This window comes from Streptomyces xanthii, from assembly GCF_014621695.1.
GTDB lineage: Bacteria > Actinomycetota > Actinomycetes > Streptomycetales > Streptomycetaceae > Streptomyces > Streptomyces xanthii.
On sequence record NZ_CP061281.1, the window covers coordinates 336,609 to 349,981 of the forward strand.

Here is a 13,373-nt window from a genome sequence, read left to right on the forward strand (position 1 = left end):
CCGCCGGAGTCCGTCGGTCCATCCGGCCCCGGGCGCGCGCCGTGCGGGGCGAAGCATCACCTCCCAGGACAAACCGGCGTTCGCGCTGTCCGACCGCAGGGGTGTGACGTACGGTCAACTCATGGACGGGGCCCAGTGGTTAGCCGCCTGTCACGCGCAGCCTGAAAAGGCCTTCGCGCAGTGGGAGCAGGCACCTTTTCTCGCCCGGCTGCCGGCCGGTCGCCGCTTCGACGCGCTGCGGGTGCACCAGCCGCTCGGGCTGACCGTCCTGTGGGAGCTCGGCGACGACGCAGGCAAGGTGCCGGTCCTGGAGGAGCACGCGCCACCGCGTCCGGTGTTCTACATCCTGACCCGGCCCGGCAGCACGGACGACTGGCCGCCGGCCCAGGACGACGCTGTGCTGCTGGGCGCCGGCACCGAGCTGTCCGTGCCCTCTCCGCACGCCGACGGCATCACCGGGGTGCAGCAGCACACGTACATGTGGCGGGTACCGCCGGACGGCAGCGGCCGGCTCGCCGACCCCGACGTGCTGCGGGCGGCACTGGACCTCGCCCGCGACACCGACCGTCAGGCGGCCAGGATCCGCGCGGCCCGTTCGGTGTTCTACGGCGCCAAGCACGCCCGGCAGAAATAGGAACGCGTGAGCCCGCGGCCGGACGAGGGGTCCGGCCGCGGGCTCACGTCCTCGCGGGCTCCGCTCAGTGCGCGCGGCGCTTCGAGGGGCGGGTGATGCGCAGGCAGACGGCACCGGCGGCCACGCAGGCGGCCGCGATCCCGGCGAGCACGTACAGCCCCTTCTCGCTACCGGACTCGGCGAGCTCCGGCGGCTTCGGGTGGTCCGTCGGCGGGGTCGTCGTCCCGGGCGGCGTCGTGACCGGCGGGTGCGTCACGGGCGGCGTCGTGACGGGAGGCGTCGTGACGGGCGGGTGCGTCACCGGAGGCGTCGTCACGGGCGGGGTGGTGACCGGCGGATGCGTCACCGGAGGCGTCGTCACCGGAGGCGTCGTCACCGGAGGCGTGGTGACGGGCGGGTGCGTCACCGGAGGCGTCGTGACCGGCGGGGTGGTGACGGGCGGAGTCGTGACGGGCGGAGTCGTGACCGGCGGGTGAGTCACGGGGGGCGAGGTCGGCGGGGTCTCCTCGCCGTAGCCCGAAGGCCCCTCGTCCTCGCCACCCTTGGGCCCCTGCTCGTCGCCGCCCTTGGGCCCGTGCTCGTCATGACCCTTGGGGCCCTGCTCGTCGCCGCCCTTCGGGCCGTGCTCGTCCTCGCCACCCTTCGGACCGTGCTCGTCATGGCCCTTGGGCCCCTCCGGCGCGCCGTAGCCCGCAGGCCCTTCCTGCGCGTCGTCGTCATCCCCGTATCCCGGGACGTCCAGCCCCGGACCGGCCGCACCCTGCACACCGAACGGCACCTGCGCCTGCCCGGACGTCGCCGGATGCGGCGCGTCCGAGTCGGCCACGGCGGTGGCCGTCCAGCACCCCAGCGCCAGCAGGGGTCCCGCCCCAGCCACGATGATTCCTCGAGCGGTCGGCTTCATCCGCACCACCTCCATGTCTGATGGTTCTTCACATGGAAGGATGAACAGACAAATCGACCGTTGAGGTGTGACGCGCCGCCGGATCCACCCGCTGTCACTCACTTGGCCTCCATGATCTTCACGAGACCCACACGATGGCCTCACTCGTCGCGCAGGCTCACCACCAGGTCGCGGGGAAGGCCGTGCGTGTCGTGGAGGTACCGGAAGTCCTCGTCGTCCAGCGGCCCCTGGAATCGAGGGCGGGCCAGGACGCGCCGCCCGCGCTCGAGCAGCCCCCGGAAGCGCCGCTCCTCCTCGACCAGCAGCCGCCGTACGGCGTCGGGCTCCGGGCCGCCGTCCTGGCGGAAGTGGTCCTGGGTGTGCCGGACCAGCTCGGCGGGCAGGTCACCGAGAGTTCGCGAAGGGTCGTCGCGCCACAGGACGGTGAGCGTGCGGCGCAGCAGCCGGCGCAGCACGTAGCCGCGGCCGGTGTGGGAGGGGCGGACGCCGTCACCGAGGATGACGACGGCGGAGCGCAGGTGGTCGCAGACGAGCCGCAGGGCCGGCTCGTCCAGCGGCCACAGTGTCGGGACCAGCCCGCGCCACGGGTCGAAGACGTCACAATCGAACACCGAGGTCCGGCCCTGCAGCAGGGTCGTGAGGCGTTCCAGGCCGAGGCCGGTGTCGACGTTGCGCTGCGGCAGGGGGACGAGGGAGCCGTCGTCGAGGCGGCGGTGCCGCATCATCACGTGGTTCCAGATCTCGACCCAGCGGTCGTCCTGCGTGGGAGTGGAGCGGGGCGGCGTGTCGCCGGTCCACAGGAAGATCTCGGAGTCGGGACCGCACGGGCCGGCGGGGCCGTTGGACCACCAGTTGTCGTCGACGGTGAGCTCCACGGGCACGCCGCGTTCCTGCCACATTTCGAGCGAGTCCGTGTCGGGACCGACCTGTTCGTCGCCGCCGAAGACGGTGGCGTGGAGCCGGCCGGGGTCGACGCCGAAGCCCTCGGTGAGCAGGTCGTAGCCCCATTCGAGGCTCTGCCGGCCCTCGTAGTCGCCGAGCGACCAGCTGCCGAGCATCTCGAAGACGGTGAGGTGGGTGCGGTCGCCGACCTCGTCGAGGTCGGTGGTGCGCAGACAGCGCTGGACGTTGACCAGGCGCCGGCCGAGGGGATGCGGGCGCCCCTCCAGGTACGGGGTGAGCGGATGCATGCCCGAGGTGGTGAACAGCACCGGGTCGCCGGGCGGGGGCAGCAGGGTCGAGCCGGTGACACGGCGGTGTCCGCGGTCCTCGAAGTACTCGACGAAGGTCCGTACGACCGTGTCCGTGTCGAAGTTCTCGTTCATGGGGTGTCTCCTGTGCGTCCGCGCGCCCGGGGGCTGCGCGTAGGGGGCGGAGGCACCGGACGGCGGGCCGCTCGGTCGTCACAGGGTGGGAGCACCACACAGAGAAACACCGGCGGACCGTGTCCGGTCGCCGGTGGAAGGTGGAACGTCAGGCGGCGGCAACCGGCGAGCTGGTCGCTCGCGCGGTCGCGGTGATGCTGCGGTGGATGACGTTCATGAGTCGACGGTAACGCGCCCCGCCGGCCGGGTCACCCGAATTTCTCTCAGGCCTGCGCGCGCCGGGGCAGCTTCCAGTTCGGGCGCGGGAAGTGGCAGGTGTACCCGTCGGGGTAACGCTCCAGGTAGTCCTGGTGCTCGGGCTCGGCCTCCCAGAAGTCGCCGAGCGGCTCGACCTCGGTGACGACCTTGCCGGGCCACAGGCCGCTGGCGTCCACGTCGGCGATGGTGTCGACGGCGGTGGCGCGCTGCGCGTCGTCCGCGAAGTAGATCGCGGAGCGGTAGCTGCGGCCCAGGTCGTTGCCCTGGCGGTCGCGGGTGCTCGGGTCGTGGATCTGGAAGAAGAACTCCAGCAGGTCGCGGTAGCTGGTGGCCGACGGGTCGTAGACGATCTCGATGGCCTCGGCGTGGTCGCCGTGGTTGCGGTACGTCGCGTTCGGAGTGTCACCGCCGGTGTAGCCGACGCGGGTGGACAGCACTCCGGGCAGCTTCCGGATCAGGTCCTGCATTCCCCAGAAGCAGCCGCCCGCCAGTACGGCCTTCTCGGTTTCCTTGGTCATGCGACGCTCCCTGTACTACGTGGCACGGCTGACCTTCAGCCCCGCCCGGTGGTGTGCAACAGCGGCACCGTACGGTCTATGCCCGAAGCCCGCAGGCACCCAAGCCAGGCTATGGCATCTCATAACCTTCCCTTATGACCCCATAGAACGGACCCGCCTGCCAACTAAGGCTTGCCTTACTTTAAGATCTCTTCGAGTACCCCCTGGACCACTCGAAGGGAACCTGAACATGCCCCGCCCCCTGAGGGTCGCCATCGTCGGAGCCGGCCCCGCCGGCATCTACGCCGCAGACGCGCTGCTCAAGTCCGCCGCGGCCGCCGAGCCGGGGGTGTCCATCGACCTCTTCGAGCGCATGCCGGCCCCCTTCGGCCTGATCCGCTACGGCGTCGCCCCCGACCACCCCCGCATCAAGGGCATCGTCACCGCCCTGCACCAGGTCCTCGACAAGCCGCAGGTCCGCCTCTTCGGCAACGTGAACTACGGCACCGACATCCACCTGGACGATCTGCGGTCCTTCTACGACGCCGTCGTCTTCTCCACCGGCGCCATGTTCGACCGCGAGCTGAAGATCCCCGGCGTCGGCCTGGACGGCTCCTTCGGCGCCGCCGACTTCGCCTCCTGGTACGACGGCCACCCGGACGTTCCGCGCACCTGGGACCTGTCGGCCGAGAAGGTCGCCGTCCTCGGCGTCGGCAACGTCGCCCTCGACGTCGCCCGCATCCTCGCGAAGACCGCCGAGGAGCTGCTGCCGACGGAGATCCCGGCCAACGTCCACGACGGGCTCAAGGCCAACAAGGCCGTCGAGATCCACGTCTTCGGCCGCCGCGGGCCGGCCCAGGCCAAGTTCAGCCCCATGGAGCTGCGCGAGCTGGACCACTCCCCCACCATCGAGGTCATCGTCAACCCCGAGGACATCGACTACGACGAGGGCTCGATCGCGGAGCGCCGCAAGAACAAGCAGACCGACATGGTCGCCAAGACGCTGGAGAACTGGGCGATCCGCGACGTCGGCGAGCGCCCGCACAAGCTCTTCCTGCACTTCTTCGAGTCGCCGGTCGAGATCCTCGGCGAGGACGGCAAGGTCGTCGGCCTGCGCACCGAGCGCACGGAGCTGGACGGCACGGGCAACGTCAAGGGCACCGGCCGCACGACCGACTGGGACGTCACGTCCGTCTACCGCGCCGTCGGCTACCTCTCCGACGAGCTGCCCAAGCTGCCCTGGGACGTCACCACCGGCACCGTTCCCGACGAGGGCGGCCGCGTGATCGAGGAGAGCGGCGCGCACCTGTCGTCGACGTACGTCACCGGCTGGATCCGGCGCGGTCCCGTGGGCCTGATCGGGCACACCAAGGGGGACGCCAACGAGACGATCGCCAACCTGCTCGAGGACCACGCCGAGGGCCGGCTGCAGACGCCGTCCACCCCGGCCCCCGAGGCCGTAGAGACCTTCCTCGGCGAGCGCGGCGTGCGCTACACGACGTGGGAGGGCTGGTACAAGCTCGACGCCGCCGAGAAGGCACTCGGCGAGCCGCAGGGCCGCGAGCGCGTGAAGATCGTGGAGCGCGACGAGATGCTGGACGCCAGCGGCGCCTGATCCGCCACCGCCAGTACGTACGGTGCGAGCCGCCGGCCCGGGACGACGTCCGGGGCCGGCGGCTCGTCCGCGTTCCGCCTCGCCACCGCGCAGGTGACACGGGGCGCACCACCCGACTTCAGCAGGACCGCCGGCCCGCCCCCCGGCAGACGAGGCACACGTTGTCGCCGCGGCAGTCCGGGCAACCGGAGCGGTAGCCGGTGTAGGAGCCGCTGCGCAGGAAGACGATGCGGCCCTCGCAGGTGGGGCACCAGCCGAGCCCGTCGCACTCGGGGCACAGTTCGTACCCCGGGCCCACGGTCTCCGCGGTGACGACGGGTTCCGGGCTCTCCCACGCGTACAGCCGGGTCACCGGGGTGCGGCCGTAGAACTCCACGGCCCGGGCCGAGAGCCGGAACTGGACCTCGAACCCGTCCCGGGTGCCATAGACGATCGCCTCGTACCGCTTCCGGACGCTCTCGGGCTCCCCCTCCCCGGTGCCGGTCGTCCACCCGGCGGCCGCGAGGACGGCGGCGGCCCGTTCCCGCAGCTCCGCGACGGAGCCGGCGACGGCGGGGCGGGGAAGGCGCCCCGACAGGACCTGGTAGCGGCCGTCCGGGGTCCAGGGATCGGCGGTCCACAGCTCGTCGAACCCGCTGAAGCTCGGCGCGGGACCGGGGACCAGCCCGGCCGCGAACCGCTCCAGATGCCGGGCCAACTCCTCCACCGAGCGCCGCAGTTCCTGCCGCGCCCCGGCGATCTCCCGCTCCGGCATCCGTCCCGCCCTCCCTGTACGTCGTCTGCACTCCGACGCGATTCTGCCCCGGACAGCGCAGGGGGTTAAGGTGACAGACGCTGTAGTTGCATTCTGAACTTATTTTTCCGCTCCGCGCACCTGCCCTGGAGGCGCCGTGCCTCACGTCACCGTCGACTACTCGCCCGGGCTCGCCGGCACCTTCGACCGGCACGCCTTCGCCGCCGCGCTGCACACGCTGGTGGTGGAGGCCGCGGGCTCCCAGGGGACGTGCAAGGTCTTCTTCCGCGCGGCCACGGAGACGTACGTGATGGGGAGCGAGGACGAGGGCACTCCGGTCGCGCACGTGGAGGTGGCGCTGCTGCCCGGCCGCAGCGAGGGGACGCTCGCGCGGCTGTCGGCGAAGGTGCTGGAACTGCTGCGCACCCATCTGGGGCCAGGGGCGGGCGGGGACGGGATCGGCTGCGGAGTCGTGTGCTCGGTGGAGGTCAGGCCGCTCGCCGCGTACAGCCTGTATCCGACCCGGCTGACGGCGCGGGCCGGGGCGGCGCTCAGGTCGTGGACCCGCAGCGGCCGCAGGTCCCGAGCCAGCGGCGCAGCGCGTGGTGCACGCTGTCGGGCAGGGCGCTGAGCCGTTCGATCGCCTCGGTGTCGCCGGGCGAGGGGGCGACGCCCGCCGCGGTGAGCAGGGCGTGCAGGTCGAGGCGGCGCAGGTCGCGCGGGTCGACGTGGCAGGGCAGCCGGTCGGCCGGGTTCGGCGGGGGCAGCAGCCAGTCGCCGGCCGTCGGGGCGTCGTACGTCAGCAGGTCGTCGGGGTGCGTCGTGATCGTCTGCATGCCGCTCTCCTCGGTGGGGTGAGCCGTTCCTGTCCCTTGCCGAGAGGCGCTCGGGGCGCCGCGCGGTTGCGGCGCCGTCCGAGGTTCACACGATGGACGCAATCCACGGATAGTCGGACGACTCGGGCGGCGCCGGGGCCGGTGCTCCCGCTCAGGGCAGGATCAACAGGGCGTCTCCCACCGGGCGTTCACCGGTCGCGTCGGACGGTGCGTTGATCACGGCGTCGTCCACGACCATGGTGGTCGAGCCGCCTCCGTCGAGGTTCATGGCATCGCGCAGGCCGAGGCTTCGCGCCACGGCCGCGCTCTCGGGGATCGACAGTCCGAGCGCGTCGGTCGACCGGCCGTCGGCGGTGACGAGGACGGTGCGTCCCGCGGCGTCGATCCCGGCGAGGGTGCGCGGGTTCCGCTTGTGGACCCATCCGTAGTAGAAGCTCGGACTGCCGGGCTGGACCATGCCGTCGGCGGCGGGGGTGACGTGCGGGCGTCCGTCCCGCACGAGTTCGGGTCCACCGTTGAGCACGCTCGTGCCCGGGGTGGGCGTGACCTTCCGGCCGCCCTCGTCGCGCAGGTCGCCGCGCACGTCGAGGCGCCGCCCCACTGTCGCCAGTTCTTCCAGGTCGTCCACAAGGTCTCCGGTCGCCTGGACCGAGCTGCCGCCGGCCGGGAGGGGACCGCCGCGCGGCGTCCGCACCTCGACGACCTTTCCCGTCGCGTCGAGGACCGCCTCGGCTCCGTCGCCCGCGGGGGTGCGGGCGCCGAACTCGGTGGTGAACGCGATCAGTTCGTCCGGGTCGGCGCAGGTGACGTCGTGCAGTGGGAGCGCGGTGGGAGTGTCGTCGGCGGTGCCGCCGCAGTTGCGGATCAGACCGGGGACCCGGTCGACGCCGTCGAGCGGGAGCGAACCGTGCGGGCCGGCCACCCGGCCCTGCCAGGACAGGCGGCTGATCTCGCCCCGCCGGGCGTCCTCGCGGAACACGAACCCGGGCCGTCCGCGCACCGGTTCGCTCAGCAGGCGTCCGTCGTAGACGCCGACGCCGGCGGGGTCGCCGGGTGCGCCCGCGCGCGGGTCCAGCACGAAGAAGCCCGCGTTCACGGCCGCGGTGGCGCCGGCGTCGGCGGCCAGTCGGCTGGTCGTCTCCCGCTGCTCCAGGTCGGGTCCGTACGAGGCTTTCAACGTGCCCCGGAAACGGTGCGGGTCGATGGTGAGGACGTCGACGCGCCAGGGCCCCCGGTCGCCCGCGTCCCCGTCCCAGCCGGTGTAGACGGCGGAGCCCGCGTACCCGGCGGCCCGCAGGCGGGTGCGTACGGCGTCGGCGTCGGTCCGGGCGTCGAAGGTCCCGACGCGGACCCGCCAGCCGAGGCTTCCGCCCGCGTAGTCGGCGACCGCCTCGGTGACGACCTGCTCGGTGCGCGCCTCGAAGCCGTCCGCGCGCAGCGCCTCCACCAACCGGTCCGCGCTGGCACGGTCGTTGAGCGCGCTGGGCGGGGCGTCGGGGTCGGGTGAGCCGGGTCCGCCGGGGATGGAGACCTCCACGGTCCACGGCAGGGCCGGGGCGTCGGCGCCGCGCACGATGCGGGTGAGGGTGACACCGGGCTGGAGCGTCCGGGTGGTCCGGGTCTCGGTCAGGCCGGGCGCGCCGAGCGGCAGGCCCCGCTCGCCGTCGGCGCGGGGCGCGGACGCGGCGGGTGCGACCAGGCCTCCGACCACCGCCAGCGCCGACATCACCGTGCACGCACCGAGCAGTCGTCTGTTCACGTCTCCCCCTCAACCGGAACGCGGCCCCAGGAAACGGTGCGGGGCCGGGCCGTCTCCCGTCAAGGCGTGCGCGCCTGAGCCCCCGTCACGGCGTGAGGACCATGAGGCCGTCCGGATCGGGGTACGGGACGAACCCGGCCCGGGCGTAGACCGCGTGGGCGTCCCGCGTGCTGAGCAGCACGCGGGTGAGACCGCACGGTTCGAGGTGGGCGCGCACCGCCTGGGCGAGCCAGGTGCCGAGGCCGACGCCGCGGTGCGCGGGGCTGACGTAGACGTCGCAGAGCCAGGCGAAGGTCGCGTGGTCGGTGACGACCCGGGCGTACGCGACCTGGGCTCCGGCGGCGTCGTGGACGGTGAGGTTCAGCGAGTTCCGTGCCGCCGTCTCGACCTTCTCCCGGCTGCGGCCGAGGGCCCAGAAGGCGTCCGTGGAGAGCCAGTGGTGCACGAGGTCGAGGTCGACCCGCGCCGGGTCGGTGGAGAGCGTGTAGCCGTCTTCCCTGCTGCTGATCATGGACGCGCAGCGTAGTACGGCGTCTCGGACGACCCGGGCGATGATGCGGGGGAGCCGAGTCCGGGGGCCCGCGCGGTCAGTTCGGGACGTCCGGCGGGGTGAGGCGGCGGTAGGCGGCGCGGGCGTGGAGGACGCGGGCCGTGGCCGTGCCGAGGATCGTGGCGGTCAGGAGGCAGGCCATCCACCCCGGGTCCCGGTGGCCGGCCCAGGACAGTTCGCCCGCGGGTTCGGTGCCCAGGACGTTGAGGCAGACCCAGCACAGCAGGGCCGTGCCCGGGGCCGCGGCGAAGCGGCCCCGGCTGCCCAGCAGCGCGGCGAGCAGAGACACGGTGACGAGTGCGATGCCCGTGCGGTCGAGCATCCCGCACACGTCGAGCAGGACGACCAGCGCGAACGCGCCCGCGTAGGCGACGGTCCAGATCAGCGGGGTCGCCCAGGGATCGGGAACCTGCCGGGCGCCTCGGCTCATCCATCGCCACTCCACCATCACCGGCTCCCTCCCGCGCACCCGCCTCGTTCAGGGCGCGGCACGGCCGGCGCCCCGCCGGAACGCTACTCCTCGACGCCACGGGCCCCTGCGCCGGGCCCGGCCGCGAGCAGGGCGTTCAGCTCGCCGAAGTCGAGCGCGCCGGCGAGCGGTCCGTAGCCGCCGGTGCCGAGCAGTTCGACCGTGGCGCGGTGGGCCGCCGTGTACGCGGCCTGCGCGACGCCCGCGCCGAGGCTGACCCTGGCGACACCGGCCCGGCCCAGTACGGGTACGGCGGGGGCGCCCGGTCCGGCCATGGCGTTGAGGGGCACCGGGATCTTCGCCGCGAGGGCGGCGAGGACGTCGAGGTCGGTGACGCCGGGGACGAAGACGCCGTCGGCGCCCGCGTCCACGTACTGCCGGGCCCGGTCCAGGGTGTCGGCGAGCCGGTCCGCCTCCGGACCGAGCCCGAAGAGGTACGTGTCGACGCGGGCGTTGACGAACAGGTCGAGGCCCTCCGCGTCGGCGGCGGCCCGCGCCGCGCGGATCCGTGCGGCGAGTTCGGCGGGCGGGCGCGTGCCGTCTTCGAGGTTGATGCCGACGGCTCCGGCCTCGAGCACCTGCCGCACGGTCTCGCCCGCCTCGGTGGTGTCGGCTCCGTACCCGCTCTCGATGTCCACGGTGACCGGGACGGTGACGGCGGCGGCGATGCGGCGGATCGCGCCGAGGGCCTCCTCGCGGCTCAGGGCGTCCCCGTCCGGGCGGCCCAGCGACCAGGCGACCCCGGCGCTCGTGGTGGCGATCGCGGGCGCGCCGGCCGCCTCGACGACGCGGGCGGAGGCTACGTCCCAGGCGTTGGCGAGGGCGAGCGGGCGGGTGGCGGTGTGCAGGGCACGGAAGCGGCGGGCGAGTGCGTCGTGCGCGGTGGTGGTCATGCGGGGAGTGAAGCACCGGGACGGGCCACGGTTCTGGCAGGAATCCGACATCGACGTGAAACGAGGGCGACGAGGGACAAGCGGGGGCCGAAGCGCTCCCGCACCCTTCGGGCCCCTCCCCCGTCCCCCTTCCATACCGGCGAGTACGATCGCGCTCGACCCCGTAGAACCGCGCCCGAACCCGAACCGTGGAGTGTGCCGTGCCCACAGCCAACCGGATCCAAGTCGGCTCCGTCGTCCCGGACTTCGAGCTGCCCGACGCGACGGGGACGCCGACGTCGCTGTCCTCGCTGCTGGCGGACGGCCCGGTCGTGCTGTTCTTCTACCCCGCCGCACTGACCCCCGGCTGCACGGCCGAGGCCTGCCACTTCCGTGATCTGGCGGCCGAGTTCGCCGAGGCGGGCGCCCGCCCGGTCGGGATCAGCTCCGACGCGGTCGAGCGGCAGGCCGAGTTCGCGGGGCGCCACACCCTGGGCTTCCCGCTGCTCTCCGACCCGGAGGGCGTGGTGCGCGGCCAGTTCGGCGTGGCGCGCGGCTTCGGCCCGCTCCCCACGAAGCGGGCGACGTTCGTGATCGGCACGGACCGCCGCGTCCTGGAGGTCGTCCGCAGCGAGTTCCGGATGAGCGCCCACGCGGACCGGGCGCTGGAAGTCCTGCGCTCGGCCCGCTAGCGGACTCCGGTCAGTCCGCTACCCGAACTCCTGCCCAGTGCTCCACCCTTCAGGGTGGAGGTGAGGGGCATCCTCGCTCTGGCGGTCCGGAGAGCCGCAGAGGTACCGCGCAGCGGTACGGACCGGAATCGTCTGGCCTCGGGCAGGCGAGGGCGTCAACTCCTGTTCCGCACCAGCAGATACAGGAAGTACGGCGTGCCGATCGCCGCCGTCATCAGGCCCGCGCCGAGCTGCGCCGGGGCGATGACGGTGCGGCCCAGCAGGTCCGCGCAGGTCACGAGGGTGGCCCCGAGCAGCATCGCGACGGGCACGACGCGCACATGGCGGCGGCCGACGAGGGCACGCGCCGCGTGCGGGGCGACCAGGCCGACGAAGCCGATGGTGCCGGCGGCGGCGACGGCCGTGGCGCTCAGCAGCACGGCGAGGACGAGGAATCCGAGCCGGCCCCGGCCGAGGTCCAGGCCGAGCAGCCGGGGCGTGTCCTCGTCGAGCGAGACGAGGTCGAGTTCCCGGCGCCGGGTGAGGGCGACGGCGGCGCCGACGAGGAGGACGACGGCGACCGGTGCGACGTCGCCGGCGGTGCGGCCGTACGTGGAACCGGACAGCCAGATCAGTGCCTTGGTCGCGCTGAAGCGGTCGGTGAGCACGATGAGCAGGCTGATCAGGGCGGCCGTGGCGGTGGAGACGCCGATGCCGACGAGGACGAGCCGGCTCTGCGGGAAGCCGCCGCGGGCCGCGAGGCCGAAGACGAGCGCGGAGGTGATCCCGGCGCCGGCGAACGCGGCGGCGGCGATGGTCCAGGAGCCCGCGCCGGGCGCCGTGGTGACGAGCAGTACGGCGCCGAGCGCGGCGCCGCCGGAGACGCCGAGGACGCCGGGTTCGGCGAGCGGGTTGCGGGTCACGGACTGCACGAGGGTGCCGGACAGGGCGAGCGCCGCGCCCGCACACAGGGCGGCGAGGACCCGGGGCACCCGGGTGTCGAGGACGAAGGTGATGGCCTGACCGGACCGGCCGCGCGCCCAGTTGGCCACGTCGCCGAGCAGCAGGGTGCTGTCACCGATCAGCACACCGGCGATCGTCACGCCGACCAGCACGGCCGTGATCACCAGGAGGGTGACGGTGAACGCGGCCCGGCTCGGGATGCGGAGCCGGTCCGGGACGGCCGCGGCGTCCCCGTCGCGTGCGCGCAGGGCCATGACGACGAGGAAGACGGCGCCGACGAGGCTGGTGACGACGCCGGTCGGGACGGTGACGGCGGTCTCCGCGGCGGTCACGGCGCGCAGGGCCACGTCGGAGCCGAGGACGAGCGCGGCGCCCGTCAGCCCGGCGACGGGTACGCGGTACCGGTGCCTGACGAGCGGGCGGATCCGGCGGGAGAGCAGCCGGGCGAGTGCGGGGGCGCACAGCCCGACGAAGCCGATGGGTCCGGCCAGGGTGACGGCGGCGGCGGAGAGCAGCGCGGCGAGGACGACGGCGGTGGCGCGGGTGGCGCGCACGGGGATGCCGAGTCCGCGCGCGGCGTCGTCGCCGAGGGCGAGGCCGTCGATGCGGCGGGCGAGGAACAGGAGTCCGAGGACTCCGGCGAGGACGACGGGTGCCATGGCGGCGACGCCGTCGAAGCCGTTCTGGGCGATGCTGCCCTGGCCCCACCGGTAGAGGCCGTCGGTCTCTTCGGGGAAGAGGAGTTGGAGGGTCTCGGTGAGGGCGTTGAGGCCGAGCATGAGGGCGCTGCCGGCGAGGACGAGGCGCACGCTGCCGGTGCCGCGTCCGGCGAGGCCGAGCACGACGGCGGCCGCGGCGAGTCCGCCGGCGAAGGCGGCGCCGGACGAGGCGAGCAGCGGCAGACTGACGCCGGTGACGGTGACGAGGCCGACGGCCAGGTAGGAACCGGCGTTCACGGCAAGGGTGTCGGGGGCGGCGAGGACGTTGCGGCTGACTGCCTGGAGGGCGGCGCCGGCCGCGCCGAGGGCGAGGCCGACGAGGATCCCGGCGGCGGCGCGTGGCAGCCGGGAGGCGACGACGACGGATGCGTCGCCCTCCTCGGCGCGGCCGGTGAGGGCGTGCCAGACCTGGGCCGGGCCGACGGACGCGGTGCCTTGCGTGATGTCGACGACGGCGAGGGCCGCGACGAGGAGGACGAGTCCGGCCGTCACCGCGACCGCGCCCGTCGGGGACGCGGCAGGACGCGGGGGCGCGGCGGTGGGGGCGGGAGGTGCGGTGACGGCCACG

General features: G+C 73.7%; 14 protein-coding genes. 4 read left to right on the forward strand and 10 right to left on the reverse strand.

Translation table 11 applies throughout. The features are described from left to right. Positions 1-121 precede the first annotated feature (121 nt). The gene (locus IAG42_RS01610) at positions 122-634 is read left to right on the forward strand and encodes a hypothetical protein (RefSeq protein WP_188335191.1); all 513 of its coding nucleotides are present in this window, start codon (positions 122-124) and stop codon (positions 632-634) included. A 64-nt stretch (positions 635-698) separates the two neighbouring features. On the opposite strand, the gene IAG42_RS01615 is transcribed toward IAG42_RS01610, so the two are convergent. From IAG42_RS01615 to msrA, 3 genes are all read right to left on the reverse strand, one after another. Beyond that, positions 699-1,511, reverse strand: coding sequence for a hypothetical protein (locus IAG42_RS01615; protein ID WP_188335192.1), 813 nt, complete (start codon positions 1,509-1,511; stop codon positions 699-701). A gap of 167 nt (positions 1,512-1,678) precedes the next feature. Next, a complete protein-coding gene (locus IAG42_RS01620; RefSeq protein WP_188335193.1) occupies positions 1,679-2,863 on the reverse strand; it encodes an alanine--tRNA ligase-related protein in 1,185 nt (394 codons plus the stop codon). 263 nt (positions 2,864-3,126) lie between these two features. After that, complete coding sequence (msrA, locus tag IAG42_RS01625) at positions 3,127-3,639, reverse strand: peptide-methionine (S)-S-oxide reductase MsrA (RefSeq protein ID WP_188335194.1); 513 nt, start codon at positions 3,637-3,639, stop codon at positions 3,127-3,129. A 229-nt stretch (positions 3,640-3,868) separates the two neighbouring features. Between msrA and IAG42_RS01630 the strand changes: the two genes are divergently transcribed. Beyond that, positions 3,869-5,233, forward strand: coding sequence for an FAD-dependent oxidoreductase (locus IAG42_RS01630; RefSeq protein ID WP_188335195.1), 1,365 nt, complete (start codon positions 3,869-3,871; stop codon positions 5,231-5,233). Between the two features lie 118 nt (positions 5,234-5,351). Here IAG42_RS01630 and IAG42_RS01635 read toward each other — a convergent pair whose 3' ends face one another. Further along, positions 5,352-5,987, reverse strand: coding sequence for a hypothetical protein (locus tag IAG42_RS01635; RefSeq protein ID WP_188335196.1), 636 nt, complete (start codon positions 5,985-5,987; stop codon positions 5,352-5,354). Between the two features lie 136 nt (positions 5,988-6,123). On the opposite strand from IAG42_RS01635, the gene IAG42_RS01640 reads away from it, so the two are divergent. Beyond that, positions 6,124-6,597, forward strand: a complete 474-nt coding sequence (locus tag IAG42_RS01640; protein WP_188335197.1) for a 5-carboxymethyl-2-hydroxymuconate Delta-isomerase — start codon at positions 6,124-6,126, stop codon at positions 6,595-6,597. Here the strand turns inward: IAG42_RS01640 and IAG42_RS01645 are convergent. The 5 genes from IAG42_RS01645 to IAG42_RS01665 form a co-directional block, all read right to left on the reverse strand. Next, positions 6,518-6,802 (reverse strand): hypothetical protein, encoded by a 285-nt coding sequence (locus IAG42_RS01645; protein WP_188335198.1) that lies wholly within the window; start codon positions 6,800-6,802, stop codon positions 6,518-6,520. The genes IAG42_RS01640 and IAG42_RS01645 overlap by 80 nt on opposite strands. Positions 6,803-6,953: 151 nt before the next feature. Further along, positions 6,954-8,561: a phosphodiester glycosidase family protein gene (locus tag IAG42_RS01650; RefSeq protein WP_223205807.1), complete on the reverse strand. Its 1,608-nt coding sequence runs from the start codon at positions 8,559-8,561 to the stop codon at positions 6,954-6,956. Between the two features lie 85 nt (positions 8,562-8,646). Next, positions 8,647-9,072: a GNAT family N-acetyltransferase gene (locus tag IAG42_RS01655; RefSeq protein ID WP_188335199.1), complete on the reverse strand. Its 426-nt coding sequence runs from the start codon at positions 9,070-9,072 to the stop codon at positions 8,647-8,649. A 76-nt stretch (positions 9,073-9,148) separates the two neighbouring features. After that, the gene (locus IAG42_RS01660; RefSeq protein ID WP_188335200.1) at positions 9,149-9,559 is read right to left on the reverse strand and encodes a hypothetical protein; all 411 of its coding nucleotides are present in this window, start codon (positions 9,557-9,559) and stop codon (positions 9,149-9,151) included. Positions 9,560-9,624: 65 nt separating this feature from the next. Continuing rightward, positions 9,625-10,473, reverse strand: a complete 849-nt coding sequence (locus tag IAG42_RS01665; RefSeq protein ID WP_223205808.1) for an isocitrate lyase/PEP mutase family protein — start codon at positions 10,471-10,473, stop codon at positions 9,625-9,627. Positions 10,474-10,673: 200 nt separating this feature from the next. Here IAG42_RS01665 and IAG42_RS01670 point away from each other — a divergent pair, with 200 nt between their 5' ends. Next, a complete protein-coding gene (locus IAG42_RS01670; protein ID WP_317453291.1) occupies positions 10,674-11,144 on the forward strand; it encodes a peroxiredoxin in 471 nt (156 codons plus the stop codon). A gap of 155 nt (positions 11,145-11,299) precedes the next feature. Here the strand turns inward: IAG42_RS01670 and IAG42_RS01675 are convergent, their stop codons facing one another. Next, complete coding sequence (locus IAG42_RS01675) at positions 11,300-13,372, reverse strand: iron ABC transporter permease (RefSeq protein WP_188335202.1); 2,073 nt, start codon at positions 13,370-13,372, stop codon at positions 11,300-11,302. Position 13,373 lies beyond the last annotated feature (1 nt).

Coding starts and splice junctions, on each gene's coding strand:
- IAG42_RS01645 (WP_188335198.1), bottom strand. CDS start 6,802: ATGCAGACGATCACGACGCACCCCGACGACCTGCTGACGTACGACGCC.
- msrA (WP_188335194.1), bottom strand. CDS start 3,639: ATGACCAAGGAAACCGAGAAGGCCGTACTGGCGGGCGGCTGCTTCTGG.
- IAG42_RS01610 (WP_188335191.1), top strand. CDS start 122: ATGGACGGGGCCCAGTGGTTAGCCGCCTGTCACGCGCAGCCTGAAAAG.
- IAG42_RS01620 (WP_188335193.1), bottom strand. CDS start 2,863: ATGAACGAGAACTTCGACACGGACACGGTCGTACGGACCTTCGTCGAG.
- IAG42_RS01630 (WP_188335195.1), top strand. CDS start 3,869: ATGCCCCGCCCCCTGAGGGTCGCCATCGTCGGAGCCGGCCCCGCCGGC.
- IAG42_RS01635 (WP_188335196.1), bottom strand. CDS start 5,987: ATGCCGGAGCGGGAGATCGCCGGGGCGCGGCAGGAACTGCGGCGCTCG.
- IAG42_RS01660 (WP_188335200.1), bottom strand. CDS start 9,559: ATGGTGGAGTGGCGATGGATGAGCCGAGGCGCCCGGCAGGTTCCCGAT.
- IAG42_RS01665 (WP_223205808.1), bottom strand. CDS start 10,473: ATGACCACCACCGCGCACGACGCACTCGCCCGCCGCTTCCGTGCCCTG.
- IAG42_RS01655 (WP_188335199.1), bottom strand. CDS start 9,072: ATGATCAGCAGCAGGGAAGACGGCTACACGCTCTCCACCGACCCGGCG.